This window comes from Actinomadura sp. 1N219, from assembly GCF_044326405.1.
GTDB lineage: Bacteria > Actinomycetota > Actinomycetes > Streptosporangiales > Streptosporangiaceae > Spirillospora.
This window is the reverse complement of the sequence record NZ_JBIRAY010000003.1, coordinates 143,227-169,764: the sequence shown is the minus strand read 5'-3', so window position 1 is coordinate 169,764 and position 26,538 is coordinate 143,227. Positions and strand designations below refer to the sequence as shown.

General features: G+C 74.3%; 25 protein-coding genes. 18 read left to right on the top strand and 7 right to left on the bottom strand.

The window, feature by feature from the left end; genetic code table 11:
• The first annotated feature begins 245 nt into the window (after positions 1-245).
• Entirely contained in the window at positions 246-737 is a 492-nt protein-coding gene (locus ACH35V_RS12915; protein ID WP_395972249.1) for a metallophosphoesterase family protein, read from the top strand.
• Positions 738-743: 6 nt separating this feature from the next.
• Here the strand turns inward: ACH35V_RS12915 and ACH35V_RS12910 are convergent, their stop codons facing one another.
• A complete protein-coding gene (locus ACH35V_RS12910) occupies positions 744-1,229 on the bottom strand; it encodes a DUF2752 domain-containing protein (RefSeq protein WP_395972247.1) in 486 nt (161 codons plus the stop codon).
• 3 nt (positions 1,230-1,232) lie between these two features.
• Positions 1,233-1,517, bottom strand: a complete 285-nt coding sequence (locus tag ACH35V_RS12905; RefSeq protein WP_395972245.1) for a CD225/dispanin family protein — start codon at positions 1,515-1,517, stop codon at positions 1,233-1,235.
• 430 nt (positions 1,518-1,947) lie between these two features.
• Between ACH35V_RS12905 and ACH35V_RS12900 the strand changes: the two genes are divergently transcribed.
• Positions 1,948-3,846 (top strand): hypothetical protein, encoded by a 1,899-nt coding sequence (locus ACH35V_RS12900; RefSeq protein ID WP_395972731.1) that lies wholly within the window; start codon positions 1,948-1,950, stop codon positions 3,844-3,846.
• 7 nt (positions 3,847-3,853) lie between these two features.
• Here ACH35V_RS12900 and ACH35V_RS12895 read toward each other — a convergent pair whose 3' ends face one another.
• Positions 3,854-4,792 (bottom strand): MBL fold metallo-hydrolase, encoded by a 939-nt coding sequence (locus ACH35V_RS12895; protein WP_395972730.1) that lies wholly within the window; start codon positions 4,790-4,792, stop codon positions 3,854-3,856.
• A 2-nt stretch (positions 4,793-4,794) separates the two neighbouring features.
• Complete coding sequence (locus ACH35V_RS12890; RefSeq protein ID WP_395972244.1) at positions 4,795-6,132, bottom strand: DUF1015 family protein; 1,338 nt, start codon at positions 6,130-6,132, stop codon at positions 4,795-4,797.
• A 72-nt stretch (positions 6,133-6,204) separates the two neighbouring features.
• Between ACH35V_RS12890 and ACH35V_RS12885 the strand changes: the two genes are divergently transcribed.
• Positions 6,205-6,648 carry a tetratricopeptide repeat protein gene (locus ACH35V_RS12885; protein WP_395972243.1) on the top strand — a complete coding sequence of 148 codons (444 nt, stop codon included), beginning with the start codon at positions 6,205-6,207 and terminating at the stop codon, positions 6,646-6,648.
• 20 nt (positions 6,649-6,668) lie between these two features.
• A complete protein-coding gene (locus ACH35V_RS12880) occupies positions 6,669-7,670 on the top strand; it encodes an HAD-IIA family hydrolase (RefSeq protein ID WP_395972242.1) in 1,002 nt (333 codons plus the stop codon).
• 1 nt (position 7,671) lies between these two features.
• On the opposite strand, the gene ACH35V_RS12875 is transcribed toward ACH35V_RS12880, so the two are convergent.
• The gene (locus ACH35V_RS12875) at positions 7,672-8,013 is read right to left on the bottom strand and encodes an SCP2 sterol-binding domain-containing protein (RefSeq protein ID WP_395972241.1); all 342 of its coding nucleotides are present in this window, start codon (positions 8,011-8,013) and stop codon (positions 7,672-7,674) included.
• 115 nt (positions 8,014-8,128) lie between these two features.
• Here ACH35V_RS12875 and ACH35V_RS12870 point away from each other — a divergent pair, with 115 nt between their 5' ends.
• From ACH35V_RS12870 to ACH35V_RS12820, 11 genes are all read left to right on the top strand, one after another.
• Positions 8,129-8,521: a hypothetical protein gene (locus tag ACH35V_RS12870; protein ID WP_395972240.1), complete on the top strand. Its 393-nt coding sequence runs from the start codon at positions 8,129-8,131 to the stop codon at positions 8,519-8,521.
• 9 nt (positions 8,522-8,530) lie between these two features.
• Positions 8,531-9,334, top strand: coding sequence for a TlyA family RNA methyltransferase (locus ACH35V_RS12865; protein WP_395972238.1), 804 nt, complete (start codon positions 8,531-8,533; stop codon positions 9,332-9,334).
• Positions 9,335-9,446: 112 nt separating this feature from the next.
• Positions 9,447-10,427 (top strand): NAD kinase, encoded by a 981-nt coding sequence (locus ACH35V_RS12860; RefSeq protein WP_395972237.1) that lies wholly within the window; start codon positions 9,447-9,449, stop codon positions 10,425-10,427.
• A 110-nt stretch (positions 10,428-10,537) separates the two neighbouring features.
• Positions 10,538-12,244 (top strand): DNA repair protein RecN, encoded by a 1,707-nt coding sequence (recN, locus tag ACH35V_RS12855; protein ID WP_395972236.1) that lies wholly within the window; start codon positions 10,538-10,540, stop codon positions 12,242-12,244.
• Between the two features lie 103 nt (positions 12,245-12,347).
• A complete protein-coding gene (steA, locus tag ACH35V_RS12850) occupies positions 12,348-13,586 on the top strand; it encodes a putative cytokinetic ring protein SteA (RefSeq protein WP_395972235.1) in 1,239 nt (412 codons plus the stop codon).
• Positions 13,583-14,539, top strand: coding sequence for a copper transporter (locus tag ACH35V_RS12845; protein ID WP_395972234.1), 957 nt, complete (start codon positions 13,583-13,585; stop codon positions 14,537-14,539). The genes steA and ACH35V_RS12845 overlap by 4 nt, the downstream gene beginning before the upstream one ends.
• Positions 14,540-14,543: 4 nt before the next feature.
• Entirely contained in the window at positions 14,544-15,509 is a 966-nt protein-coding gene (locus ACH35V_RS12840) for a hypothetical protein (RefSeq protein ID WP_395972232.1), read from the top strand.
• 42 nt (positions 15,510-15,551) lie between these two features.
• Positions 15,552-17,180, top strand: coding sequence for a murein biosynthesis integral membrane protein MurJ (gene murJ, locus ACH35V_RS12835; RefSeq protein ID WP_395972231.1), 1,629 nt, complete (start codon positions 15,552-15,554; stop codon positions 17,178-17,180).
• A complete protein-coding gene (locus ACH35V_RS12830) occupies positions 17,173-18,378 on the top strand; it encodes a glycosyltransferase family 4 protein (RefSeq protein WP_395972230.1) in 1,206 nt (401 codons plus the stop codon). Before murJ ends, ACH35V_RS12830 begins: the two co-directional genes overlap by 8 nt.
• 198 nt (positions 18,379-18,576) lie before the next feature.
• On the top strand, positions 18,577-19,593 hold the full coding sequence (locus tag ACH35V_RS12825) for a TerC family protein (protein WP_395972228.1): 1,017 nt from the start codon (positions 18,577-18,579) through the stop codon (positions 19,591-19,593).
• Positions 19,594-19,668: 75 nt separating this feature from the next.
• Positions 19,669-21,855 carry an acyl-CoA dehydrogenase gene (locus ACH35V_RS12820; RefSeq protein WP_395972226.1) on the top strand — a complete coding sequence of 729 codons (2,187 nt, stop codon included), beginning with the start codon at positions 19,669-19,671 and terminating at the stop codon, positions 21,853-21,855.
• 4 nt (positions 21,856-21,859) lie between these two features.
• Here the strand turns inward: ACH35V_RS12820 and ACH35V_RS12815 are convergent, their stop codons facing one another.
• A complete protein-coding gene (locus ACH35V_RS12815; RefSeq protein ID WP_395972225.1) occupies positions 21,860-22,213 on the bottom strand; it encodes a hypothetical protein in 354 nt (117 codons plus the stop codon).
• A 98-nt stretch (positions 22,214-22,311) separates the two neighbouring features.
• Between ACH35V_RS12815 and ACH35V_RS12810 the strand changes: the two genes are divergently transcribed.
• Entirely contained in the window at positions 22,312-23,178 is an 867-nt protein-coding gene (locus tag ACH35V_RS12810) for an AAA family ATPase (protein ID WP_395972224.1), read from the top strand.
• On the top strand, positions 23,178-24,575 hold the full coding sequence (locus ACH35V_RS12805) for a VWA domain-containing protein (protein WP_395972223.1): 1,398 nt from the start codon (positions 23,178-23,180) through the stop codon (positions 24,573-24,575). Before ACH35V_RS12810 ends, ACH35V_RS12805 begins: the two co-directional genes overlap by 1 nt.
• On the opposite strand, the gene ACH35V_RS12800 is transcribed toward ACH35V_RS12805, so the two are convergent.
• Complete coding sequence (locus tag ACH35V_RS12800) at positions 24,572-25,948, bottom strand: MFS transporter (RefSeq protein WP_395972221.1); 1,377 nt, start codon at positions 25,946-25,948, stop codon at positions 24,572-24,574. The genes ACH35V_RS12805 and ACH35V_RS12800 overlap by 4 nt on opposite strands.
• A gap of 94 nt (positions 25,949-26,042) precedes the next feature.
• Between ACH35V_RS12800 and ACH35V_RS12795 the strand changes: the two genes are divergently transcribed.
• Positions 26,043-26,537, top strand: coding sequence for a winged helix-turn-helix transcriptional regulator (locus ACH35V_RS12795; RefSeq protein WP_395972220.1), 495 nt, complete (start codon positions 26,043-26,045; stop codon positions 26,535-26,537).
• Position 26,538: the final 1 nt, after the last annotated feature.

Sequence of the window (26,538 nt, the reverse complement as noted above, 5' to 3'; positions counted from 1 at the left end):
TCCCACTGTCCTCGCGGTGCTGGGTCGCCGTGTCGGAACGACCGGGGGCGTACGGCCGGAATCCTCCTGGGCGAACGCGAGGAATTCAGAGCCTAACTCCGGCCGTCAGCCCTACGTAATGACAGGGTGCTTACAGTTGTTTCCCACTGGTGTATAGGGCGCGCCGTGGCAAAATCACCCGCCGGGAATCGCCTCCGAAGACCGCGGTGACAGCGGCGTCCGGCGCCCGGACCACAATGGGTCACATGAGAGCGGTGGCCGTCTCCGACACCCACGCGCCCCGGCGCTGGAAGTCGTGCCCGCCGCGGGTGGCCGAGCACCTGCGCGGCGCCGACGTGATCCTGCACGCGGGCGACGTGTGCACGGCGTCCGTCCTGGACGAGCTCGCGGAGTACGCGCCCGTCCACGCCGTCCTAGGCAACAACGACGGGCCGGACGTCGCCGCGTGGGGCGCGCCCGAGCGCCTCGAACTCGACCTGGACGGCCTCGCGGTCGCGATGGTCCACGACAGCGGCCAGGCCCGCGGCCGGACCGCCCGGATGCGCCGCTGGTTCCCCGGCGCCGACCTCGTCGTCTTCGGGCACTCGCACATCCCGCTGGACGAGACCGGCGACGGCGTCCGCGTCTTCAACCCCGGATCGCCCACCGACCGGCGACGCCAGCCGCACGGCACCATCGGCCTTCTCGACATCCGCGCCGGCCGCCTCACCGGCGCGAGGATCGTCCCCGTCACCTGACCCGGGTCACGCGGCGAGGAACGAGCCGAACGGCAGGTTGCGCACCAGCCAGAACAGCATGATCGTCCCGAAGAGCGCCCAGATCAGCGCGGGATGGGACGCCTTCGTCCTGACCGGGCGGTCCAGGGCGCGCGCCCGCGCCCACCGGAGCCAGAAGAACGCCATGAGGGGGATCGCCGCCACGGCGAGGACGTTCAGCCCGACGGCGTCGTCGATCCGGCCGCGGGCGAGGGCGTGGACGGTCCGCATCGAGCCGCAGCCCGGACACTGCAGCCCGGTCACCGAGAGGAACGGGCAGGTCGGGTAGTGGCCGTCCTCGTTCGGGTCGACCGCGGCGACATAGGACACGGCCGCGACGGCGGCGACCAGGACGGCGCCCGGCCGGAGCAGGCGGAGCGCCCCCGCGACCGCGGCGCGGTCGCGGGGCTCCCCTCGGGCTCCGGATGGCCGCCCGCCCGGCCGGGGCGGGGCGGCCCGGCGGCCGGGCGCCATCGATCAGCCGCCGCTCGACAGCGTGTAGATGAAGGACAGGACGCCGACGATCAGGCCGACGACCGCCGACACGATCGCCCACGTCTTGGCGTTGTTGGACGCCTTGTACGCGCCCGCCTGGTCTCCGGCCGACCACTTGGAGTTGACCTGCGCGGCGAAGACGATCGACACGACCCCGGCGGGAAGGCAGCACAGGATCGTCGTCAGGATCGACCAGACGAGGTAATTCGGGGGCGGGCTGCCGGCCCCGTACTCGGGGCTCGTGGGCGGCGGCGGTGGGTAGGACATCGGGGTACCTCCGTGCGTGGGCTGGTTAATCCAAGAAGGTAGATGGTCGTCGCGCACGTCAGGTTCCCGCCGAGCCGCAGGAATCCGTCCACGCGGATCGGGCCGGACATCGATTTGACGTGCCCGCCGGGAGAGCGTAGCTTGACCGGCCGCGTCCGATGACGTCGCCGTGGCCGAGAAAGGCCCGGTTTTGACAATCGGGCCGGATCTGATGGAATGGCTGATCGGCGCATTCGGCAGGAATGGCCACTGGAAGCATCGAAGCGGAAGCCTTCCGCGCGATGATTTTTCTCACCCTTTTCGCAAATCGCTGCAACGCACAGGTCGCGCCGTTTTTCGGGCGGCCGTCGACGCATGCCGTGGAGCCGCGAAGTAGGCTGCAGGGGTTGCAGGGGTCCACGAACCATCTTCGAGAACAGTGACGGACGTGATGAGCGCGGAAAACGACGCCCGCGGCGGTGAGGACCGTGAGCGGCGGGGCGGTGACGGGGGGCGGAGACCGCCTTCCCGTCGTGGGGGCGACGCCCGTGGCGGGCCCGGCGGCTCCGGCTCAGGCAAGAGCGGCGGCGGTCCTCGCGGAAGCGCACCCCGCTCAGGCGGGCCCCGGTCGGGCGCACCCCGATCAGGCGCACCGCGCTCGGGCGCACCGCGCTCGGGCGCACCGCGCTCAGGCGGGCCCCGCGCCGGCGGACCGAAGGGCGGCGGCCCGAGGACGGGCGGCCCGAAATCAGGTGGGCCGAAGTCGGGTGGACCGAAGGCCGGCGGATTCCGCGCAGGCGGGCCGAAGGGCGATCGCGGACGTCCGTCCGGCGGCGGCTGGAAGGACCGGGAGGCGCGCGGCAAGCGCGACGACCGCACGCCCGGCCGTCCGTTCAAACGCTCCGACGACCGGCGCGGCGATTCGCGTGAAGGACGCTCCGACGACCGCCGGGAGAGCCGTCCGGGCGGTCCGCGCGGTGAACGGCGCGAAGGCCGTCCCGCCGGGCCCCGAGGCCCCCGCACCGGCCAAGGCCAAGGTCAGAGCCAGGGCCAGGGGCGGTGGCCAAGCGGCGGCGGTCAGCGTTCGGGCGGCGGCGGGCCGCGCCGCGAAGGGCGTCCGAGCGGACCCCGGACGGGCGGCGGCCAGGGCGAGCGCCGCTACGAGGGACGCCCGCAAGGGCGCCGTTTCCAAGACCGTGACGAGCGCGGCGGCCGGGACGAGCGGCGTCCCGGCAGCAGCAGCGGCGGCGGCGGACGCCGGTTCGACGGCAAGCGCGACGGGCGTCCGGGAGACCGCGACAGGCGCGGCGGCGGACGCCCCACCGGCGGACGCCCATCCGGCCCGCCCCGAGACCGGCGCGACGACCGGCGGCCCCGCTCCGACGAGCGTGAACGCCCCGCGCCGAAGCACGACGACCCGCTCCTTCCGGACGACGTCACCGGCGAGGAACTGGACGCCGACGCCCGCGCCGAGCTGCGCACGCTGCCGAAGGAGCTGGCCACGAAGGTCGCCCGCCACCTGGTGATGGCCGGAAGGCTCGCCGAGGACGAGCCCGAGCGCGCCTACAAGCACGCGCGGGCCGCGCGGCGGCTCGCGTCGCGGGTCGGGGTCGTCCGGGAGGCGGCGGGCATCGCCGCCTACCACGCGGGCGAATGGGCGGAGGCGCTCGCGGAGCTGCGGGCCGCGCGGCGGCTGAGCATGGGCGACGACGCGTACCTGCCGGTGATGGCCGACTGCGAGCGCGGTCTCGGCCGTCCCGAACGCGCCCTGGACCTGATCAAGTCGCCGGAGGCGAAGAACCTCGACCCGATGGGACGCATCGAGCTGCGCATCGTGGAGTCGGGCGTCCGCCGCGACCTCGGGCAGCCCGACGCCGCCGTCGTGACGCTGCAGATCCCCGAGCTTCGTGACCGCCGGCTCCGGCCGTGGTCCGTCCGGCTGTTCTACGCCTACGCGGACGCGCTCGCGGAGGCCGGACGCGAAGCGGAGGCGGCCGACTGGTTCGCGCGCGCCGCCGCGGCCGACCGGGACGGCGAGACCGACGCCGCCGAGCGCTACGCCGAACTCGACGGGCTCCAGATCGTCGACACCGACGACGCCGAATCCGAAGGCGCCGACGCCGGAGAGGCCGACGCCGAAGAGGCCATAGCCGACGAGCCCACAACTGACGAGGTCGTGACCGAAGAGGTCCTGACCGACGAGGTCGAGGACGTGTCGCCGGTCGACTTCGTGTTCAGGCCGCCCGAGCCCGAGACCGTCGAGGCCCCGGACGAGGAGGCCCCGGAGGCGCCCGCGCTGTTCCTGGAGCCGAAACCGGACGGCGAGGAGCCCCCTCCGCAGGACGGGTGACGCGCCGTCAGGCGTGCCTGTTCAGGGCGTGCATGATGCCCGCGACGTTGCTCTCCGCGCTGTTCAGGACCTCGTATTTGGCGGCCAGCTCCGGGTCGGCGTCGTCGGCCGTGATGGCGTAGCGGTCCTTGGTGCGGTCGACGACCATCGCGACCGCGTGGTCGAGGTCGAGGCCCCGGTCCCTGGCGTCCCGGACGGTGTCGACCCAGATCCGCAGCTCCTCCGCCGACCGCTCCAGCGTCCCGCCGACGTCCGACACGGGCCCGTAGTGCGCGAACAGCAGCCGCTGCGGGCCCAGCGCCTGGAACCGGCCGAGCGACTTCAGCGCGGTGTCGAGGTCGAAGTCGGGCGGCGGCGTCGCGGGCCGCACGTCCGCGGTCTCGGGGATGTAGATGCCGGCGGCGTCGCCGACGTACAGGTCGCCGGTCTGCGAGTCCATCAGGCCGACGTGGTGCTTGGCGTGGCCGGGGGAGTAGTGCGACTCCAGGCGCCGCCCGCCGCCGAGGTCGACGGCGCCGGTGTCCTCGACGGCCCGGATCCGCGCCGCGTCCGTCGGCTTCAGCTCGCCGAACAGGGTGTCGAGGCTGTCGCCGTACACCATCCGGGCGCTGCGCATGAGCCGCTCCGGGTCGACCAGGTGCCGGGCGCCCTTCTCGTGGACGACGACCTCAGCGCCCGGGTACATGCGCGCGATGTCCCCGACGCCGCCCGCGTGGTCGAGGTGGATGTGCGTCACCACGACGGACGCGAGATCGTCCGGCCCGACGCCCAGCTCCCGCAGTGCCTGCCGCACGACGGGCGCGGAACCGGACGTGCCGGGCTCCACCAGGCACGGCCGGTCGGACAGGATCAGGTATCCGGCGGTGATCCCGGTGTAGCCGGCCATCCGCGTGTCGATCTCGTAGACGTCCCCGCCGAGCGGCGTGATCGTGGTCGTGGTGTCCATCGTCACGGCTCGAGGAGGCGCAGGACGAGGCCGGTGCGCGGCTTGGGGCCGAACGACGTGGACTTGCGGGGCACGCGTTCGCCCTCGCCCGCCACGGCCAGGACGTCCTCGACCTTGAGCGGGTTGAGGATGACGGCCGTCCCGCCGCTGCGCCGCGCGCGGGCGATGGCGGCCGACGCGTCGTGGTGCACGATGTCGATGGCGTCCTCGTTCTCCGGGACGTTCCACACGTTCCCGATGAGGAGATGGTCGAGAACGGCCGTGTCGAGCCCGCGCCAGCGCGGCGAATGCTCGGACGGCATGGAGCGTCTCAACGCATCGGGATCGGGCTCGGTGAGCAGATGCACGCCGTCGCCGCCGCCGAGCAGGAACGCCGGCCGCGGCGCGGCCGCCAGAGCTTCCAGGGCGGCGGCCTCATCCGGGAAGCCGGTGACGCGGAAAACCTTGCGTGCGCGTTCCACGGCCTGGTCGGGACGGAGACCCGGCAGGACGCGGTGGATCGCGTCCAGATTCGGCGGATAGCGCGTGGAGTCGACGAGCATCGCCAGGCCCGAGTCCCAGGGGCCGGGGCCGTCGCCCGCGGAGTGACGGCGCGACTGCAGGGCGCGGTAGGTGGCGTACCTGTGGTGGCCGTCGGCGATGAGCGCCTGCCTGTCGCGCAGATCGGCGGCGACGCGCGCGTGCAGGGCGGGGTCGTCGACGCGCCACAGCCGGTGGGAGAGCCCGTCGTCCGCGAGGAACTCCATCAGAGGCGTCCCGGCGGTCGCGCCGTCCACGATCCGCGCCGCGTCGCCGCCGCCCTCGTACACCAGGAAGATCGGCTCCAGGTTGGCGTTCGCGGCGGTCATCAGCGCGAGCCGGTCGCGGACCGGACCCGGGAAGACGTTCTCGTGCGGCAGCACGACCCCGTCCGCCTCCGCGCGCAGCCCGAGCGCGCCGATCAGGCCGCGCTGCAGGACCGTGTCGCCGTCGGCCGCCTCGTAGACGTACAGGGCCGGGTCGGCGTCGATGGTGAGCGCGCCCTCGTCCAGCCACCGGCGCAGCCGCCGGCCTGCCGCGTCGTAGCTCTCCCCGGCCGTGTGCGGCAGGTTCAGCCGGACGATGTTGTGCCCGCCCTCCGCCAGCAGCCGCGTCGCCGCCGCTTCGTCGATCAGGTCGTACGGCGGCATGGTCACCGACGCCGGGTCGCCGGCGATCTCGGGGACGAAGCGGACGCCGCGGAAGGGCGCGAGCTCCAGGCCGCCGCCCGTCCGCGGCCCGGACGTCCCGAAAACGCGGGCGCTGAACTCCTCCGGGGGGAGCCCGTCGAGGTCGAGCCCGGAGGAAAGGTCGTCGTCCATCCTGGGAATGCTAATGGTCGGAGGGCGCCCGGAGGCTTGGCGGGTACGGTCGAATTCCGAGGGGAGATCCACATGAATCATCAAGGGCGGGAAAGGCCGGAGGATTCCCCGCGGGACGACCTCGGCGAGCATGCCGACCCGCCCGCCGGCGGCGTCTACGAGTGGTACACGCGGGGGCTGGAACTGCTCAGGTCGGGCAGCGCGGGAGCGGCGCTGCAGCTGCTGACCAGGGCCGCGGACGCCGAGCCCAGGTCGCACAGCATCCGGGAGGCGCTCGCCCGCGCCCAGTTCGGGGTGCGGCAGTTCGGCGCGGCGGCGGAGAGCTTCCGGGGGATCGTCGAGGAGGAGCCCGCCGAGGACTACGCCCGGTTCGGGCTCGGGCTGTCCCTCAGCCGGATGGGCGACTTCGAGGGCGCGGTGGAGCATCTCGCGCTCGCCGCGGCGATGCGTCCCGAGAACCCCGACTACGCGAAGGCGCTCCGCCACGCCAGGGCCACCCTCAAATTCCGCCGCTGACGGCGTTGACAAGGAGTTTCATGAAAGGCAGCGACCGGCCCTTGTGCGAGGCGTACGACGTCGCCCTGCTCGACCTCGACGGCGTCGTCTACGTCGGCCGCAGGGCCGTCCCGGCGGCGGCTGAGTCGCTCGCCAAGGCCCGCGCGGCGGGGCAGCGGCTGGCGTTCGTGACCAACAACGCCTCGCGGACCCCGTCCGCCGTCGCCGAACTCCTCACCCACGTCGGCGTCCCGGCGGACGCGGAGGACGTGGTGACCTCGGCCCAGGCCGCCGCCCGCCTCCTCGCCGAGCGGCTGCCCGCCGGGTCCGAGGTGCTCGTGGTCGGCGGCACGGGCCTGCGGCACGCCCTCTACGCGCAGGGCCTGCGCCCCGTGTCGACCGCGGCCGGACGTCCCGCCGCCGTCGTCCAGGGCTTCCACCCGGACGTCGGGTACGGGCTGCTGTCCGAAGGCGCGCAGGCCGTCAGCAGGGGCGCGCTGTTCGTCGGCTCCAACGGCGACCTGACCATCCCCGGCGGCGACGGGCCCCCGCATCCCGGCAACGGCTCCCTGCTCCGCGTGATCAGCTCCGCGACCGGCGTCGAGCCGATCGTCACCGGCAAGCCCGAACGCCCGCTGCACGAGGAGTCGGTCCTGCGCACCGGCGCCCGCCGCCCGCTCGTGGTCGGCGACCGCCTCGACACCGACATCGAGGGCGCCCGCAACGGCGGCGCCGACAGCCTCCTCGTGTTCACCGGCGTCACCGACCCCATGCAGGCCCTCACCGCCCCGCCGAACCGGCGCCCCACGTACCTGGCCCCCGACCTGACGGGCCTCCTCGTCCCGCACCCGGGGATCGTCCGGGAGGGCGGCGGCCACCGCTGCCGCGGCTGGACGGCCCGCCGCGACGGCGAAGCGTTCACGATCGACGGCTCGGGCGACCCCTACGACGGCCTCCGCGCCCTGGCCTCCGCCGCCTGGGAAACGGACACGCCCCCGCCCAGGGAAGCCCTCACCGCGCCTCTGAACGCTCTCGGCCTGTAGATCACAGCAGCTTGCGGAGGCGGAGGAGGTCGAAGATGCTCGCCTCGATCTTGAGCCTGCCCTCGGCCCACGCCTTGGTGGGGTTCAGCTCCTCGGCGGCCAGGGCGACGAGGTCGTCGCTGTTCACCGTGAGGCGGACCTCGGCGTCCTTCGGGTTGCCGTCCAGCTCGAACGGGTCGAGGCCGCCCGCGTGGAGCCGGGTGCGGTAGACCAGCCCGAGGTCCGGGACGCGGCAGCTGATCGTCCGCTCGACCACGTGCTCGGCGAGCCGGTCGGCGTCCACCTCCGCCAGGCGGGCCGCGACGCGGCCGAGCGCCGCGCGGCACTCCTCCTCGTTCGCCATGGTCAGGCCGTTCCCCGTTCCCTCGACAACGATGTCGTTCAGGGACGGTAGCGTTCAGGATGACGCGGAAGCGACTCGCACGCGGGCGCGGAGGGTCTACTGGGAGGTAAACGTGATGTCCGACGAGGCCGCGGAGGAGCCGGCGGTCCCGGCCGCCCCGGAGCGCGCGCCGGAGCCGCGGCCCGCCCCGGAGGAGCCGGAGTTCCCGGCCGTCCCGCCGCCCGGCCCGACCGGCGACCCGCGCGTGGACGCCGCCGTCGCCCGCCTCGGCGAGCTGGGCGCGCGGGCCGTCCCCGAGCACGTGGAGATCTACGAGGACGTCCACCAGCGGCTGCAGGAGCTCCTCGCCTCCGCCGACCAGGACGAGCCGCAGCCGCCGCACGTGCCGCGCCCCGCCCAGCCGCCACAGCCTGGCGAGCCGGTACACCCCGGCCAGGCGCCGCAGCCCACCCAGGCACAGCAGGCGACGCGTCCCGGCTTTCCCGACGCGCTCCGCCCCCGTCCATGAGCCGGGGCGATGGGCACTAGGCGCCGCCTGGACGCGGAGCTGGTCCGGCGCGGCCTGGCGCGGTCGCGGGAGCACGCCGGGCGGCTGATCGGCGACGGCCGGGTCCGGGTCGGCGGGCGGGCGGCGGAGAAGGCCGCCACGCAGGTCGAGACCGGCGCCGCGATCGTCGTGGCGGACGCCGACGAAGGCCCCGACTACGTCTCGCGCGGCGGCCACAAGCTCGCCGGCGCCCTCCAGGCGTTCGAGGGCCTGGCCGTCAAAGGCCGCATATGCCTGGACGCCGGCGCGTCCACCGGCGGGTTCACCGACGTCCTGCTCCGGGCCGGAGCCGCGCGCGTGTACGCCGTGGACGTCGGCTACGGGCAGATTGCCTGGTCCCTCCGCACGGACGAGCGCGTCACCGTCCTGGAGCGGACGAACGTCCGCGACCTGCGCCCGGAGATGCTCGGCGACGCGCTTCCGGATCTCGTCGTCGGCGACCTGTCGTTCATCTCGCTGAAGCTCGTCCTCGGGCCGGTGCGCGCGTGCGCGGCGCCCGGAGCCGACTTCGCGATGATGGTGAAGCCGCAGTTCGAGGTCGGCAAGGACCGGGTCGGCGCGGGCGGCGTCGTCCGCGACCCGGAGCTGCGCGCCGGCGCGGTGCGGGGCGTGGCCGCGCACGCGGAGACGCTCGGCCTCGGCGTCCGCGGGGTCACGGCGAGCCCGCTGCCGGGCCCGTCCGGGAACGTGGAGTACTTCCTGTGGCTGCGCGCGGAGGCCCCGCCGCTGGACGAGGCCGACCTCGCCAAGGCCGTCGCGGACGGCCCGCAATGATCGACTTCGGGCCGCGGCGCGTACAGAAGGCGTCCGAACCGGGAACGTCCCTCGGAGCGATGTCCGTCCAGAGGGCAGCACGCGTGAGCGCGGCGGGGAGTGGGGCGAGAGCATGAGCAAGAGGTCGGTGCTGGTCGTGACGCACACCGGGCGGCCGGAGGCGGTCCGCAGCGCGCAGCTGGTCATCGAGCGGCTCAGCGAGGCCGGGATCTGCGTCCGGGTGCTGGACGGCGAGGCCGCGGCGATCGGCGCCGCGGGCGTGGACGTCATGCCGAGCACCGCGGCGGCCGCCGAGGACGCCGAGGTCGTCATGGTCCTCGGCGGGGACGGGACGCTGCTGCGCGCCGCCGACCTGACCCGCACCGCCGGGACCCCGCTGCTCGGCGTCAACCTCGGCCACGTCGGGTTCCTCGCCGAGGCGGAGCGCGACGACCTCGCCGCCACCGTCGACCGGGTCGTGACCCGCCGCTACGACGTCGAGGAGCGGATGACCGTCGACGTCACCGCCCGCCTCAACGGCACCGTGCTGGGCACGACGTGGGCGCTGAACGAGGCGAGCATCGAGAAGGCCGAGCGGGAGCGGATGCTGGAGGTCGTCGCCGAAATCGACGGGCGGCCGCTGTCGAACTGGGGCTGCGACGGGGTGGTGTGCGCGACGCCGACCGGGTCGACCGCCTACGCGTTCTCCGCTGGCGGCCCGGTGGTGTGGCCGGAGGTCGAGGCGATGCTGGTCGTGCCGATCAGCGCGCACTCGCTGTTCGCGCGCCCGCTGGTGGTGTCGCCGCGCTCGCTGGTCGCCGTGGAGGTGCTGCCGGGGACGCCGCGCGCCGTCCTGTGGTGCGACGGGCGCCGCACCCTCGACCTGCAGCCGGGCGTGCGGGTGGAGGTCCGGCGGGGCGCCGAGCCGGTGCGGCTGGCGCGACTGCACCTCACCCCGTTCACCGACCGGCTCGTGACGAAGTTCGGGCTGCCCGTGACGGGCTGGCGCGGCCGGGTCAGGCAGCCGGCCTTCCCGTCCCCTCCGCTGGAGGACTCGCAGGTCGCGGACCGCCCCCCGATCGGCGGGGAGGCGTCCGGCGATCAGAGGGGATAATCTCCACAGGCACTGATCCGACGAAGTCGCCCGGGGGTGCGGGGTTCGGCCCCCGGAGGGACACTGATCCGGGAACTGTTTTGCGGAGGGTTGTGACGCTGGTGCGTCCGATGGTCGATGAGGTCCGGATCGAGGGCCTCGGCGTGATCGATGAGGCCGTGCTCGACCTGTCCCCGGGATTCAACGTCGTGACCGGCGAGACCGGGGCGGGCAAGACCATGGTGGTCACCAGCCTCGGCCTGATGTTCGGCGGGCGCGCCGACCCGCAGCGGGTCAGGCCGGGCGCGGACCGCGCCACCGTCGAGGGCCGGATCATCGTCGACCCCGGCGGGCGCGTGGTGGAGCGCGTGGAGGAGGCCGGCGGCGAGCTGGACGACGGCGCGCTGATCGTGACCCGGTCGGTGTCGGCCGAGGGCCGCTCCCGCGCGTTCCTCGGCGGCCGGTCCGTCCCGGTGAACGTGCTGATCAACCTCGCGGACGACCTGGTCGCCGTGCACGGGCAGTCCGACCAGCAGCGGCTGCTGCAGGCGTCCCGGCAGCGCGGCGCGCTCGACCGGTACGCGGGCGCCGCGCTGACCAAGCCGATGCGCGCGTACACGGCGGCGTACCAGCGGCACCGGCAGGTCACCGCGCTGCTGGACGAGCTGACCACCCGCGCCCGCGAGCGCGCCCAGGAGGCGGAGATGCTCCGCTTCGGCCTGGAGGAGATCGAGAAGGTCGACCCGAAGGAAGGCGAGGAGGCCGACCTCGCCGCCGAGGAGGAGCGGCTCGGGCACGCCGACGCGCTGCGCGGCGCCGCCGACACCGCGCACGAGGCGCTGCTCGGCGACCCGTCCGCTGCGATCGAGGCCGCGAACGTGACCGGGCTGCTCGGCCAGGCCCGCAACGCGCTGGACGCCGTCCGCGACCACGACCCGGAGCTGGCGGGGCTCGCCGACCGGCTCGCCGAGGCCGGGTACCTCGTCAACGACGTCGGCACCGACCTCGCCGCCTACGCCGAGTCCGTGGACGCCGACCCGGCGCGGCTCGCGGTCGTCCAGGAGCGGCGGGCCGACGTGACCGCGCTGATCCGCAAGTACGGCGGGACGGACGCCACCGCCGCCGAGGTGCTGGAGTGGGCGCGGCGGTCGGCGGCGCGGCTCACCGAGCTGGAGGGCGACGACGACCGCATCGACGAGCTGCGCGCCGAGCACGCCGAGCTGACCGAGCGGCTCGCCGCCGAGGCGGGGGAGCTGACCGAGGTCCGCACCCGCGCCGCCGAGCGGTTCTCCGACGCCGTCACCGGGGAGCTGACCGCGCTGGCGATGCCGCACGCCCGCGTCAGCGTCACCGTCGTCCCGACCGGCGAGTACGGCCCGCACGGCGTGGACGAGGTCGAGGTGCGGCTCGCGCCGCATCCCGGCGCGAAGCCGCTGCCGCTGCACAAGGGCGCGTCCGGCGGCGAGCTGTCCCGCGTGATGCTCGCCATCGAGGTCGTGTTCGCCGGCGCCGACCCGGTCCCGACGTTCGTGTTCGACGAGGTCGACGCCGGAGTCGGCGGCAAGGCCGCGGTGGAGATCGGGCGGCGGCTGGCGCGGCTCGCCCGCAACGCGCAAGTGATCGTCGTCACGCACCTGCCGCAGGTCGCGGCGTTCGCCGACCGGCACCTGCTGGTGGAGAAGTCCGACGACGGGACGGTCACCAGCAGCGGCGTGACCACCCTCGACCAGGAGGGCCGCGTCCGGGAGCTGTCGCGGATGCTCGCCGGCCTGGAGGACTCCGAGCTCGGACGCGCCCACGCCGAGGAACTCCTCGACATGGCCTCCGCCGAACGGTAACCGGTAACCGCATCCCAAAAATTACAGAGAGTAATTGAACGGACACGCCTGGACACTCGCCGTTTCCAGTGCCGGGTCCCGTGCTCTGGCAGGATGGCAAGTGATGAACGAGCCGTCACCCACCACAGAGCGGCGCGTCCGGCTCTCGCAACGGCTGCCGCGGCGCGTGCTCTCGCTCGGCCTGGCCCGCGACGACGGCCTGCCCGGGGTCAGCGCCACGGCGCGGCTCGACCGCCGCACCAAGGACCTCACCAAGCGCCTGCAGCCCGGCGAGGTCGCGGTGATCGACCACGTCGACCTGGACCGTGTCAGCGCCGAGGCGCTGGTGTCGTGCGAGGTCGGCGCGGTCGTGAACGTCGCGCCGAGCATCTCGGGCCGCTACCCGAACCTCGGCCCGCAGATCCTGCTGGACGCGGGCATCCCGCTGGTGGACGACGTCGGCCCCGAGATCTTCACCAAGCTGCATGAGGGCGACCAGGTCCGCGTCGAGGGCCCGGTGGTGCACCGGGGCGAGGAGGTCGTCGCCAAGGGCACCGAGCAGACGCCCGAGACGGTCGGGACGGCGCTGACGGAGGCGAAGGCGGGTCTCGCCACGCAGCTGGAGGCGTTCGTCGCCAACACGATGGAGTACGTCAAGCGCGAGCGCGACCTGCTCATCGACGGCGTCGGCGTCCCCGAGGTCGCCACGAAGCTCGCCGGGCGGCACGCGCTGATCGTCGTCCGCGGCTACCACTACCGCGAGGACATCGCGACCCTGCGGCCCTACATCCGCGAGTACCGTCCCGTCCTGATCGGCGTGGACGGCGGCGCGGACGCGCTGCTGGAGGCCGGGTACCGCCCCGACATGATCGTCGGGGACATGGACTCGGTGTCCGACGACGCGCTGACCTGCGGCGCCGAGATCGTCGTGCACGCCTACCGGGACGGCCGGGCGCCCGGGCTGAAGCGCGTCCACGAGCTCGGCCAGGAGGCGGTGACGTTCCCGGCCACCGCCACCAGCGAGGACATCGCGATGCTGCTCGCCGACGACAAGGGCGCCACGCTCATCGTCGCGGTCGGCACGCACGCCAACATGGTCGAGTTCCTCGACAAGGGCCGCGCCGGCATGGCCAGCACGTTCCTCACCCGGCTGCGGGTCGGCAGCAAGCTGGTGGACGCCAAGGGCGTCAGCCGGCTCTACCGCAGCCGGATCTCCACCTGGTCGCTGCTGTTCCTCGTCCTCGGCGCGTTCGTCGCCATCGTCACCGCCGTCGCCATGTCCCCGGCGGGGGACGTCATCAGTCCCCTGCTCGCCGACCGCTGGCACGCCTTCGTCTTCTGGCTGACCGGACTCTTCACGTGATCGATTTCCGCTACCACCTCGTCTCCATCGTCGCGATCTTCCTCGCGCTGGCGCTCGGCATCGTGCTCGGCTCCACCACCCTGTCGGACTCGGTCAGCGAGACGCTGCGCCAGCAGGCCAACGCGGCGGCCAAGACCGCCCAGCAGGCCCGCAACCAGCAGCGCCACCTGCAGGACCAGGTGAACGGGCAGGAGCAGTTCGCCCAGGCGCTGTCGCCGCAGATCGTCGCCGACCGGCTCAAGGGCCAGTCGCTGGTGCTCGTCGAGACGCCCGGCGCGGGCGACGACAGCATCGAGCGGGTCGGGGAGCTCGCCAAGAACGCGGGCGCCGCCGTCACCGGGCGCGTCACCGTCCAGAAGAAGTTCCTGGACGACGACCAGCGCACCACGGTCGACGAGCTCGCCGGGCAGCTGAAGCCCGACGGGGTCGAGTTCCCCGACAACGCGTCCGCCTACGACAAGGCGGGCACGGTGCTGGCGGCCGCCATCGTCACCAAGGACCCCGCCAAGTCGGGCCGGGAGGACGCGTCCGGCGGCGCCGTCCTGAACGCCTTCAAGCAGGCCGGGTACATCACCGAGAGCGGCAAGCCGGGGCAGCACGCGACGCTCGCCGTGATGGTCGGGCCCGCCACCCCGTACGCCTACGACGGCGGCGGCGAGGACAACAAGGCGCTGATCTCGCTGGCCGCCGCACTCGATGCCGCCGGGCGCGGTACCGTCGTCGGTGGCCCGCCGACCTCCGCGCAGGAGGGCGGGCTGATCGCGGCGCTGCGTGACTCCGACGCCGAGGACGCGGTCTCCGCCGTCGACGTGGTGGACACCGCCTCCGGGCAGGTCGTGACGATCCTGGCGCTGCAGAACGAGATGAGCGGCAAGTCCGGGCAGTACGGCACGGGCGCCGGCGCCAGCGGCTACCTGCCGTCGCCCGCGCCCACGGCGGGGAAGAACGGGTGACGTGATGAAGCGACGCAGCACCTCGGGCGCGGCGCGTACGGCGCGGCTGCTGGCCGGGGCGGGCCTCGGCGCCGCCGCCGCGCGCGCCGCCTACGTCGCGCTGACGCGGCGCCCGCCCGGGATGAACGGGCTCCCCGGCGAGGAGGTCTGGGGGCGCACCAACCACCGCGGTGAGCCGGTCACGCTGCTGGAGGGGCCCGCGGTCGTCGCGGGCGCCGCCGCGGCCGGACTCCTCGCGCCGGGCGTCGAGGGCCGGATGCGCGCCGCCGCGCTGCTCGCGGGCGCCGGGTCCGCGCTGCTCGGCGGGTACGACGACATCGCGGGGTCGTCCTCGTCCCGCGGCTTCAAGGGGCACCTCGCCGCGCTCGCGCGCGGCGAGGTCACCAGCGGCGCGGTCAAGATCCTCGGCATCGGCGCGACCGGCCTCGCCGCCGCCGCGATCGCCGGGTCGCCCGCCCCGTCCCGGACGGGACGCGCGTTCGACGCCTTCCTCAACGGCGCGATCATCGCCGGGGGCGCGAACCTGATGAACCTGTTCGACCTGCGTCCGGGACGCGCGATCAAGGTCGGCCTGATCACCGGCGCGCCGCTCGCGCTGACCAAGTCCGGGTCGGCGGTCGTGGCGGCGCCGCTGGGCGCCGCCGCCGCGCTGCTGCCCGAGGACCTCGGCGAGCGCGCGATGCTCGGCGACACCGGCGCCAACGCGCTCGGCGCGCTGCTCGGCCTGTCCGCGACCCGGCTCGGCCGCGCGCCGCGCCTCGCCGTCCTGGCCGGGCTCGCCGGGCTGAACGCGGCCAGCGAGTTCGTCAGCTTCACCAAGGTCATCGCGGGCAACCCGGTGCTGAACCGCATCGACATGCTCGGCCGCCGTCCCGCCGCCGTGCACGTCCCGCCCCCCGCGGGCGAGGCGGAGAAGCCGGACGACGCGTTCCGCTCGTCCGGCGACGGCGTCGCCGCGGACCCCGCGTAGCAGCGCCGCCCCCCGACCCCGACGAGTGAGCCGCAGACGACCGTGTCCCCTGTGCTGCGCCGCCTGACCGGCGGCCTCGCCGGCGCGGCCGTGGTCATCGCGGTCATCACCGTCCTGGCGCGGCTCGCCGGGTTCGGCCGCACCTACGCCTTCTCGCAGACGGTCACCACGTCGTGCCTCAGCCAGGCGTACTTCACCTCGACGCAGTTCCCCAGCATCGTCTACGAGATCGTCGCGGGCGGCGCGCTCGCCAGCATGGTCGTGCCGGTCCTGGCGGGCCCTGCCGAGCGCGGCGACCGCGAGCAGGTCCGGCGGATCGGGTCGGCGCTGCTGACCTGGATCGTCGTGCTGATGGTCCCGCTGTCGGCGCTGATGGCGCTCGGCTCGGGCCCGATCATGGAGCTGCTCGTCGGCGGCGACCTGAAGGGCTGCTCGCGGAACCAGATCGTGGACGTCGGCTCCACCATGCTCGCGATCATGTCGGCGCAGATGGTGATGTACGGGATGGCGGTCGTCCTGTACGGGCTGCTGCAGTCGCACCGCCGGTTCGTCGCGCCCGCGCTGGCGCCGCTGATGTCGAGCCTCGTGGTGATCGCCGCGTACGTCGCGTACGCGCCGCTCGGCCGCGGCTACGAGAACGACCTCGCGGGCCTCCCGCTGGACGCGGAGCTGACCCTGTCGATCGGGACGGCGCTCGGCGGCGTCGCGATGGCCGCCACCGCCGGGATCGCGGCCTGGCGGCTGAAGCTCAGGCTGCGTCCCACACTGCGGTTCCCGGACGGCGTCGCGCGGCGCGTGCGGCGGCTCGCGCTCGCAGGGCTCGCGACCGTCGCGGCGCAGCAGCTGTCGGCGCTGCTCGTCGTCCGGCTCAGCTACGAGGGGACGGGCGGCGCGCTCGCCAACTACCAGTACGCGTGGGCGATCTACCTGCTGCCGTGGGCGATCCTGGCCGTGCCGATCGCGACCAGCGCGTTCCCGATGCTGTCGGCGCGGATGAGCGCCGGGGAGCAGGAGCGGTTCGACCAGGTCACCGCGTCCACCACCCGCGCGGTGATCCTGGTGTCGTGCGCGGGCGCGGCGGCGCTGGCGGCGGTCGCCGTGCCGATCGGCGCGGTGTTCAACCCCGGCCACCCCGACCAGCAGGAGGTGCTGTCCCGCGCGGTGCTCGCGTTCGCGCCCGGCCTGCTCGGCTACGGGCTCGTCGCGCATCTCGGACGTGTGCTGTTCGCCTGCCATCGGGGGCGGATGGGCGCGGCGGCGGTCGTCACGGGCTGGCTGGTCGTGATGGTCGCGGACGTCGTGCTCGTCCTGTCGGCCGACCGGCAGTGGGTGGTCGCGGCGCTCGGCGCCGGCAACGCGGCCGGGATGACCGTCGCGGGCGCGCTGCTGCTGGGAACGCTCCTGCGCGCCCGAGGCGCCGCGTCCGTGGCGGGGATTCCGCGCGCGCTGGCGGCCGGGCTGGCGGGCGGCGCCGCGGGCGGCGCGGCAGGGTACGCGGTCGCCGCGCTGCTCGGGGCGGGCGGGACCGGCGCGAGCGGCGAACTCCGCAGCGCCGGGACCGGTATGCTCGCCGCGCTCGCCGCCGGAGCCGTCTTCCTGATCGTCGCATTCGTGATCGACGGCCGTGACCTGCGGGCCGTCCTGAGCCGGAGGATCACCCGTCATGTCTGACACGAGCGAGCTGGACGGGCTGCGCGTCGCGATCGTCCTCGGGACCGCCGCGGGCGGCGTCGGGAAGCACGTCCGGTCCGTCGCGCGGCGCCTGGCCGGGCGCGGCGCCCGCGTGCTGGTGTGCGGGCCCGCGTCGACCGAGGAGCTGTTCGGGTTCGCGGGCGGCGGCGTCCGCTTCAGTGAGATCGACGTCGCGGACCGGCCCCGTCCGCTGAGCGACGCCAGGGCCGTGGCGCGGCTGCGGTCGCTGCTGCGCGGCGCGGACGTCGTCCACGCGCACGGGCTCCGGGCAGGCGCCCTCGCGGTCGCGGCGTGCGCGCGGATCGCACCCGGCCCGCTGCGGTTCTCCCGCGGCGGTCCGCCGCTGGTCGTGACGCTGCACAACGCCGTCATCACAGGCGGGCGGACGGCCGCCGTCTACGGGGCGCTGGAACGCGTCGTGGCGCGCGGCGCGACCCGCGTCCTCGGGGTGTCGCCCGACCTGGAGGAGCGGATGCGGACGCTCGGCGCCCGGTCGGTGGGGCACGCGATCGTCCCCGCGCCCGCGCCGAAGGTGCCGCCCGGCCCGGCCGTCCGCGCCGACCTGCGCGCTGAGCTGGACGTGGGGAAGCGGCCGCTGATCGTCACGGTGGCCCGGCTCGCCGAGCAGAAGGGCCTGCCGACGCTGCTGGACGCGTCGCGCGCCTGGGCCGGACGCACCCCGCCGCCGCTCGTCGCGATCGTCGGGGACGGCCCGCTGGAGGGCGAGCTGCGCGCCCGGATCGAGGCCGAGGAACTGCCCGTCCGGCTCCTCGGCCGCCGCCCGGACGTCCCCGGCCTGCTCGCCGCGTCCGACGTGGCGGTCGTCCCGAGCGTGTGGGAGGGGCAGCCGCTGGTCGTCCAGGAGATCCTGCGGGCGGGACGGCCCCTCGTCGCGACCCGCGTCGGCGGCATCCCCGGCATGGTCGGCGCGGGCGAGCGTCCCGCGGACGGCGGCGGCCCGCTGCTGCACGGCCCCGAGAGCGAGGCGGCGCTGCTCGTCCCGCCGGGCGACGCGGACGCGCTGGAACGCGCGGTGAGCCGCGTCCTGGACGACCCGGCCCTCGCCGCCCGGCTCGCCTCCGCCGCCGCGCAGCGCTCGGCCCAACTGCCTGGCGAGGACGACGCCGTCGACCAGCTCGCCGCCCTCTATCTGGAGCTTGCGGACGCCCGTATCTGACGAATTCGCCGGGTCGGGAACTCCGGCGAAGAAGATCGCGTTATAGGGGGCAGTGGAGGGGAGTATCCCCGCGCACGGTTTCCGTCAATACGGTCGGTCCATACCGGCCCGGGGCCGGGGCCCGATGGGCGGCCAGGTTGCTCGTCCAGGGCGGGAGAGACCTCCAGCGCTCGTTCACGTCCGCTGGAGGTGCACCTCTTGGCCGTCTCACCCCTGGTGTGGGGTCTCACCATCGCTGGGATCCTCGCCGTCATCGCCGCCGACCTGTTCCTGATCCACCGCAACGACACCCGGGACTTCACCACCCGGCGCGCCGCGTTCTGGTCGGCGATCTACATCGGCCTCGCCGTGCTGTTCGGCGTCGGCGTGTGGCTGTTCTCCGGCGGACGGTACGCGGCGGAGTACTACGGCGGGTTCGTCACCGAGAAGAGCCTCAGCGTCGACAACCTCTTCGTGTTCATGGTGATCCTCGCCCGGTTCGCGGTGCCGAAGCACGCCCAGCACACCGTGCTGATGGCGGGCATCGTGATCGCGCTGGTGCTGCGCGGCCTGTTCATCGCCGTCGGAGCCGCGGCGATCTCCACGTTCACCTGGGTCTTCTTCATCTTCGGCGCGTTCCTCATCTGGACCGCGATCGGGCTCGTCCGCGGGGACGACGACGAGTTCGAGGAGAACCGGCTGCTGCGCTGGGCGAAGCGGGTCATCCCCACGTCCGACGAGTACGACGGCTCCCGGTTCGTCACCCGGCGGGACGGCCGCCGGTACCTGACCCCGATGGCCATCGTCATGATCGCGATCGGGTCCACCGACGTGCTGTTCGCGCTGGACTCCATTCCCGCGATCTTCGGGCTGACGACCGAGCCGTACCTGGTGTTCACCGCCAACGCGTTCGCGCTGATGGGGCTCGTCCAGCTGTACTTCCTGCTCGGCGGGCTCACCGACCGGCTCGTCTACCTCGGGCACGGGCTGGCGTTCATCCTCGGCTTCATCGGCGTGAAGCTGATCTTCCACGCGATGCACGAGTACGGCGTGTCGTGGGCGCCGGAGATCCCGATCTGGCTGTCCCTCGCGGTGATCGCCGGGACGCTCGCCGCCACCACCGTCGCCAGCCTCACCGTCGGAGCCAAGCCGTCCGGCAAGACGTCGGAGCACGCGCCGGAGAAGGCGCCGATCGCGGCGGACGACGCGGACGCCGCCGCGACACGCGACGCCTAGCGCCCGCGCGCACCCCACTCGACCGAACCCTGTTCTAGAATAAGAATCAACAGTGGTGGGAGAGAGGGTCGAGGCATGGGCATCGGGCTGACCGAGGAGCACGAGGCGCTCGCCGATTCGGTGCGCGGCCTCGCCGAACGCGACATCCCCGCGGCGGCGGTCCGGGCCGCGCTGGACGCCGAGGCGGAGACCAGGCCCGGGTTCTGGCGGTCCCTGGCCGACCAGGGCCTGCTCGGCCTGCATCTCGACGAGGAGCACGGCGGCCAGGGCTACGGCCTCCTGGAACTGGCGGTCGTCCTGGAGGAGCTGGGCCGCGCCGCCGCGCCGGGACCGTTCCTGCCGACCGTCCTGGCGAGCGCGGCGATCGACGCGTCCGGCAACGCGAAGGTGCGCGCCGAGCTGCTGCCCGCCCTGGCCGACGGGTCGAAGACCGGCGCCGTCGCGCTGGACGGCGCCCTGACCGGCCGCCGCGACGGCGACTCGCTCGTCGTGACCGGCACGTTCGGAACGGTCCTGGGCGCCGGGCTCGCCGACGTGCTCGTCCTGCCCGTGGAGGGCGACCGGTGGGTGGCCGTCGACGCCGCCGACGCCGCGGTCACGCCCGTCGCCAGCCTCGACCGCACCCGCCGCGTCGCCGCCGTCGAGGTCTCCGGCCTCGCCGTCGCCCCGGACCGCGTGCTGGACGGCGTCACCGCGGACCGCGTCAGGGACCTCGCCGCCGCCCTGTTCGGCGCGGAGGCCGCGGGCCTCGCCGGCTGGCTGGTGACCACCGCCGCCGAGTACGCGAAGGTCCGCGAGCAGTTCGGCCGCCCGATCGGGCAGTTCCAGGGCGTCAAGCACAAGGCCGCCCGCAGCCTGATCGCGCTGGAGCAGGCCCGCGCCGCCGCCTGGGACGCCGCCCGCGCCCTGGACGAGGACGCCCCCGACGCCGGGTTCGCCGCCGCGGTCGCCGCCGTCATTTCCGCCGACGCGGGCGTCCGGACGGCCCGTGACGCCATCCAGATCCTCGGCGGCATCGGCTTCACCTGGGAGCACGACGCGCACGTCTACCTGCGCCGCGCCTCGACTCTGCGGGCGCTGCTCGGGCCGTCCAAGGAGTGGGCCGCCAAGATCGCGGCGCTCGCGCTGGACGGCGGCCGCCGCGAGGTCGTCCTCGAACTGGACGAGGACGCCCAGCCGCTCCGCGAGCGCATCCGCGCCGAGATCGCGGAACTGGCCGCCGTCACCGGCAAGGACGAGCTGCACCGGAGGCTCGGCGACGGCGGCTGGACCGCTCCGCACCTGCCGGAGCCGTGGGGCCGCGCGGCCGGGCCCGTCGAGCAGATCCTGATCCAGCAGGAGCTGAAGGCCGCCAAGGTCAAGGGCCCGAACATCGGGATCGGCGCATGGCTCGTGCCGTCCATCGTCCGGTACGGGACGGACGAGCAGAAGGAGCGCTTCCTCCGCCCGACCCTGCACGGCCGGATCGTGTGGTGCCAGCTGTTCTCCGAGCCCGGCGCCGGCTCCGACCTGGCGTCGCTGTCGATGAAGGCCGAGCGCGTCGAGGGCGGCTGGCGGCTCACCGGCCAGAAGATCTGGACGTCGCTCGCCCAGCACGCCGAGTGGGGCTTCTGCGTCGCCCGCACCGACCCCGAGGCGCCCAAGCACGACGGCATCACCTACTTCCTCGTGGACATGCGGTCCGAAGGCGTGGACGTCAGGCCGCTGCGCGAGCTGACCGGCGACGCCCTGTTCAACGAGGTGTTCCTCGACGGCGTGTTCGTCCCGGACGAGCGCGTCGTCGGCGAGGTGAACCGGGGCTGGCAGGTCGCGCGGAACACGCTGTCCAACGAGCGGGTGTCGCTGTCGACCGGCGGCGGCCTCGGCATGGGCGTCCCCGAGTTGCTGACGTTCCTCCGGGGCCGCGACGTCGACGCGGTCGCCGCCCCCGAGGTCGGCGCGCTCGTCGCGCAGGGCCAGTCGATCGACCTGCTCGGCCTGCGCGCCACCCTCAAGCAGCTGAACGGCGTGGAGCCGGGCGCGGAGGCCAGCGTCCGCAAGCTCCTCGGCGTCCAGTTCAACCAGGACGTCGCCGATCACTGCTGGGCCGCGCAGGGCGCCGCCGCCGCCACCGAGGTCCCGCTGGCGGAGAGCGGCATCATGGCGCGGGCCATGCTGTTCAGCCGCGCGATGACGATCTACGGAGGCACCACCGAGGTCCAGCTCAACATCATCGGCGAGCGCCTCCTCGGCCTCCCCCGCGACCCGGAGCCGGGCGGCTGAGCCGTCAGGGGCGAGGGCGGAAGGTGTAGGTGACGTTTATCAGGACGATCGCGGCGAGGGTGAACATCAGGCCGGGGAGGCCGGCGTTGATGACCGAGATGGCGCTCAGCGGGATCGCGGCGAGCAGCGACAGCACCGCCATGGCCAGGCTGTGATCGCGGTCGCCGCGGAACCGCTCCGCCGCCGGACGCGGCCTGGCCCTGGCCCTGGGCTCGGCGGCGGACGAGCGCGCGTCGAGGGCCTCCTCGATGCGGTCCACGACCGTCTCGATGAAGGCGTCGTCGTATTCGGGGCCGAGCTCGCGCCGGGCCGCCATCGCCGCCGTCAGGTCGTCGCGGGGCAGCCGAGGAATCGTCATGATTCGGTTATAGGCAACGGCGGGCCCGCGCTGCCTCACCCCCCGGACCGAATCACCGAGTACCCCGCAGGTAGCACGCATCCGCTGGAGGGCAAGGGATGACCGACGGAATGTTCGCCTCGCCCGCCGACGCGGGCCGCAGGCTGGCCGAGGTCCGCTACCTCGCGGACGAATCGATCGCCACGACCGTGTACCTCGCGCAGGCGCTCGGCAAGCCGCTGCTCGTGGAGGGGCCCGCCGGGGTCGGCAAGACCGAGCTGGCCAAGGCCGTCGCGACGGCGACGGGGTCGGAGCTGATCAGGCTCCAGTGCTACGAGGGCCTGGACGAGGCCCGCGCCCTCTACGAGTTCAACTACAAGAAGCAGCTCCTGGCGATCCAGGCCGCGCCCTCCGACCGGGCCTGGCAGGAGACCCACGAGGACATCTTCTCCGAGGAGTTCCTGCTGGAGCGGCCGCTGCTGGCCGCGATCCGCCGCACCGGCCCGACCGTCCTGCTGATCGACGAGGCGGACAAGGCAGACATCGAGGTAGAGGGCATGCTGCTGGAGGTCTTGTCGGACTTCCAGATCACGATCCCCGAGCTCGGGACGGTCGGCGCCGTCCGCCGCCCGTACGTGGTCATCACCTCGAACGCGGCGCGGGAGCTGTCGGAGGCGCTCAAGCGCCGCTGCCTGTACTTGCACCTGGGCTATCCGGCGCCGGACCGGGAGCGCGACATCGTCCTCGCGCAGGTGCCGGGGATCGAGGCGGACCTGGCCGAGCGGCTCGTCCGAACCGTCGGGACGCTCCGCGACCTGGAGATCAAGAAGGCCCCGTCGATCGCCGAGACCGTCGACTGGGCGCGCACCCTCCTCGCGCTCGGCCTGGACGACCTGGACGAGGCCGCCGTCGCCCGGACGCTCGGCGTCGTCCTCAAGCACGTCTCCGACCAGGAGCGCGCCGTCAAGGAACTGGGTCTGGCCTGATGGCCTCCCTGATCGACAGGCACACCGGGTTCGTCGCGGAGCTGCGGCGGGCCGGGCTGCCGGTGTCGGTCGCGGAGGGCCTGGACGCCGTCCGCGCGATGCGGGCCGTCGACCTGCTCGACCGCGAGTCGCTGCGCGCCGCGTACGCCGCGACGGTGGTCAAGCGGCCGCAGCATCGTCCGGCGTTCGACGCGCTCTTCGACCTGTGGTTCCCCGCCGCGGTCGGCGACGGCGCGGGGACCGCGCCGGACCCGGAGCGTCCCGCCCGGACGCTGGACGACGCCGGACGCCCCGTCCCGCCGCCCCTCGACCCGCGAGTGCAGGCCCGCCGGGACGAGCTGGCGGAGCTCCTCCTGTCCGGCGACGACGCCGGGCTGCGGCGGTTCGCCCGCCAGGCCGTAGCCGAGTACGGCCGGACTCCGGGACAGGAGTCGTGGTTCTCGTCCGGCGTCCTGCGCGCCCTGTCGCCGGAGACCCTCATGGCGCGGCTGCTCGACGCCGTCCTCGCCGGGCGGGAGCGGGGCGGCATGGCCGAGCGGGTCGCCCGCCGGACGTTCCGCGACCGCATCGCCCGCTTCGAGGACCTCGTCGCGGGCGAGGCGCGGCGCCGCATCGCCGAGGACACCGGCGTCGAGCGCACCGCGCGCCTCGCCGTCCGGCCGCCGCTGGAACGGCTCGACTTCGCCGCCGCCCGCCGCGACGAGCTGGCCGCGCTGCGCCGCGAGGTGCACCCGCTGGCGCGCAGGCTCGCGGCGCGGCTCGTCCAGAGGCAGCGGCGCGGCAGGCGCGGGCGGCTGGACTTCCGCCGGACGGTCCGCGCGTCCCTGGCCAGCGGGGGAGTGCCGCTCACCACGCACCACCGGCCGCGCCGCCCGCACCGGCCCGAGCTGGTGGTGCTGTGCGACGCCAGCGACTCGGTGTCGGCGTTCGCGCACTTCACGCTGCTGCTGACGTTCGCGCTGCGGGAGCAGTTCAGCAAGGTCCGCGCGTTCGCGTTCATCGACGCCACCGACGAGATCACCCGGTTCTTCGCGCCGGGCACGGACGTCGCGGACGCCATGACCCGCCTCGCCGCCGAGGCCGACCTCGTCTGGATCACCGGCCGGTCCAACTACGGCCACGCGTTCACGGTGTTCGACGAGAAGTACCGCGACGCGATCACGCCCAAGACGTCCCTGCTGATCCTCGGCGACGCCCGCTCCAACTACGGCGACCTGGCGCTGCCGATCCTGCGCTCGATGACCGGCCGCGCCCGGCACGCCTACTGGCTCAATCCGGAGCCGCGAAGCCAGTGGGACACGGGCGACTCCGCCGCGTCCCGCTACGGCGAGCTCGTCCCGATGTACGAGTGCCGCAACCTGACCCAGCTCGCCGCGTTCATCGAAGAACTCGCCTAGTCCCTGATCACCATCGCGAGGGCGGCGCCTATGAGCGCGACGACGGCGGACACCAGCAGCGCGACGTTCGTGCCGTGGGCCAGGGCGGACGCGCCGCCGCCCGACCCGGTCGCGATGGCGCCGACGATCGCCACGCCCACCGAAGCGCCGACGTAGCGGGCGGTGTTGTTGGCCCCCGATCCCATGCTCGCGCGGTCGGCCGGGACGCTCTCCACGGCGAGCCGGGCGAGCATCGCGTTGGCGAGGCCGCTGCCGATCCCGGACACGGCCAGGCCGGGGGCGAGCCGCCACCAGTGGCCGTCCGGGGCCAGGCCCAGCATCGCGAACTCCCCGGCCGCGCTGAGCGCGAGCCCGGCGCCGAGCAGGCGCCCGGCGGACAGCCGGGCCGGGAGCCGGCGGGCCTGCAGCGCCGCGACGAACGACAGCCCCGACCAGATCGCCAGCACCAGCGCCGCGGCGACCGGCGACAGCCCCAGCACCAGCGCCATGATCGTCGCCAGGTAGCTCATCACCCCGATCACGGCGAGGCCGACGACGAGCGCCCCGCCGACCGACAGCAGGAACGCGGGCCGCCGGAACAGCCCGAGGTCGAGCATCGGCTCCCGCCGCCTTGCCTCGATCGCGGTGAACGCCGCGAGCAGCACGGCCGCCGCCGCGAACAGCGCCAGGACGGCCGGACGCGTCCAGCCCGTCCGCCCCACCGTGATCGCCGCGACGAGCGCGCCCACGCCCAGGCTCATCGTGGCCAGGCCGGGCAGGTCGAGGCCGCGCGGGCGGGCGGCGCGGGACTCGTCCAGGACGAGGGCCGCCCCGCCGAGCAGCACCGACGCCAGCGCCGCCGTCCAGTACCAGAGCCGCCAGCCGCCCGCCTCGGTCAGCCCGGCGGAGGCGATCGGGCCGAGCGCGATGCCGAGGCCGAGCATCGCGCCCCAGACCCCGGTCGCGTGCGCCCGGCGCGGGCCCGGCGCGAACGACGTGGCGACGATGCCGAGCCCGGTCGCCAGCAGCGCCGCGCTCGCCGCGCCCTGGACGATCCGCCCGGCGACGAACACGCCCGCGTCCGGCGCCACGGCGCAGACGGCGCTGGACGCGGCGAGCGCCCCGGCGCCGATCAGGAACACCCGCCTGCGGCCGTGGTCGTCGGCCAGGCTGCCCACGGCCAGCAGCGCCGCCGCCAGGCCGAGGCTGATCGAGCTCATCAGCCAGATCTGGGCCGTCGCGCCTGCGTGGAGCCCGCGCGCCGTGTCCGCCAGGACGGCCATCGGCGCCGTGTAGTTCATCAGGGCCAGCAGCGTCGCGGCGGCGGGCACGGCCAGCGCGGCGGTGGAGCCGGGCGCGCGGTGCGCGGGCCGCGGCCTCGCCAGAGTCGTCATCCCGTCCCCTCAAGTTCAGTGAATGAACCAGACCGGTCGACGGTAGCACGCTTTGGTTCGGTCAATGAACCGGGGGAGCGGTACTGTGGTGCGCATGGCACTGGGCAAGGACTACGCGGCGCAGGACTGCTCCCTCGCCCGCGCCCTTGAGGTCGTGGGCGAGCGCTGGACGCTGCTGATCGTCCGGGACGCCTTCTACGGCGTGCGCCGCTTCAGCGACTTCCTCGTCCACCTGGACATCCCGCGCGCCGTGCTGTCGGCGCGCCTGCAGTCACTCGTGGAGACCGGGCTGCTGGAAAAGGACGGCCACGACTACGTCCTGACGGAGATGGGCAAGGACCTGTGGCCCGCCGTCCACACGCTCGCCCGCTGGGCCGAGAACCACCTGTCGTCCGAGCCGACCCGGCTCTTCGTCCACATCGCCTGCGGCACCCGCATCGGACCGGACGGGACGTGCGCCGCCTGCGAGCGGTACGTCCCGCCGGAAGACCTGGAGATCCACGCCGGGCCCGGCGTCCGGCGCCGCACCGACCCGGTCAGCGTCCTCCTGCGCTCCCCGCACCGGCTCCTCGACCCGATCCGCACCTAGC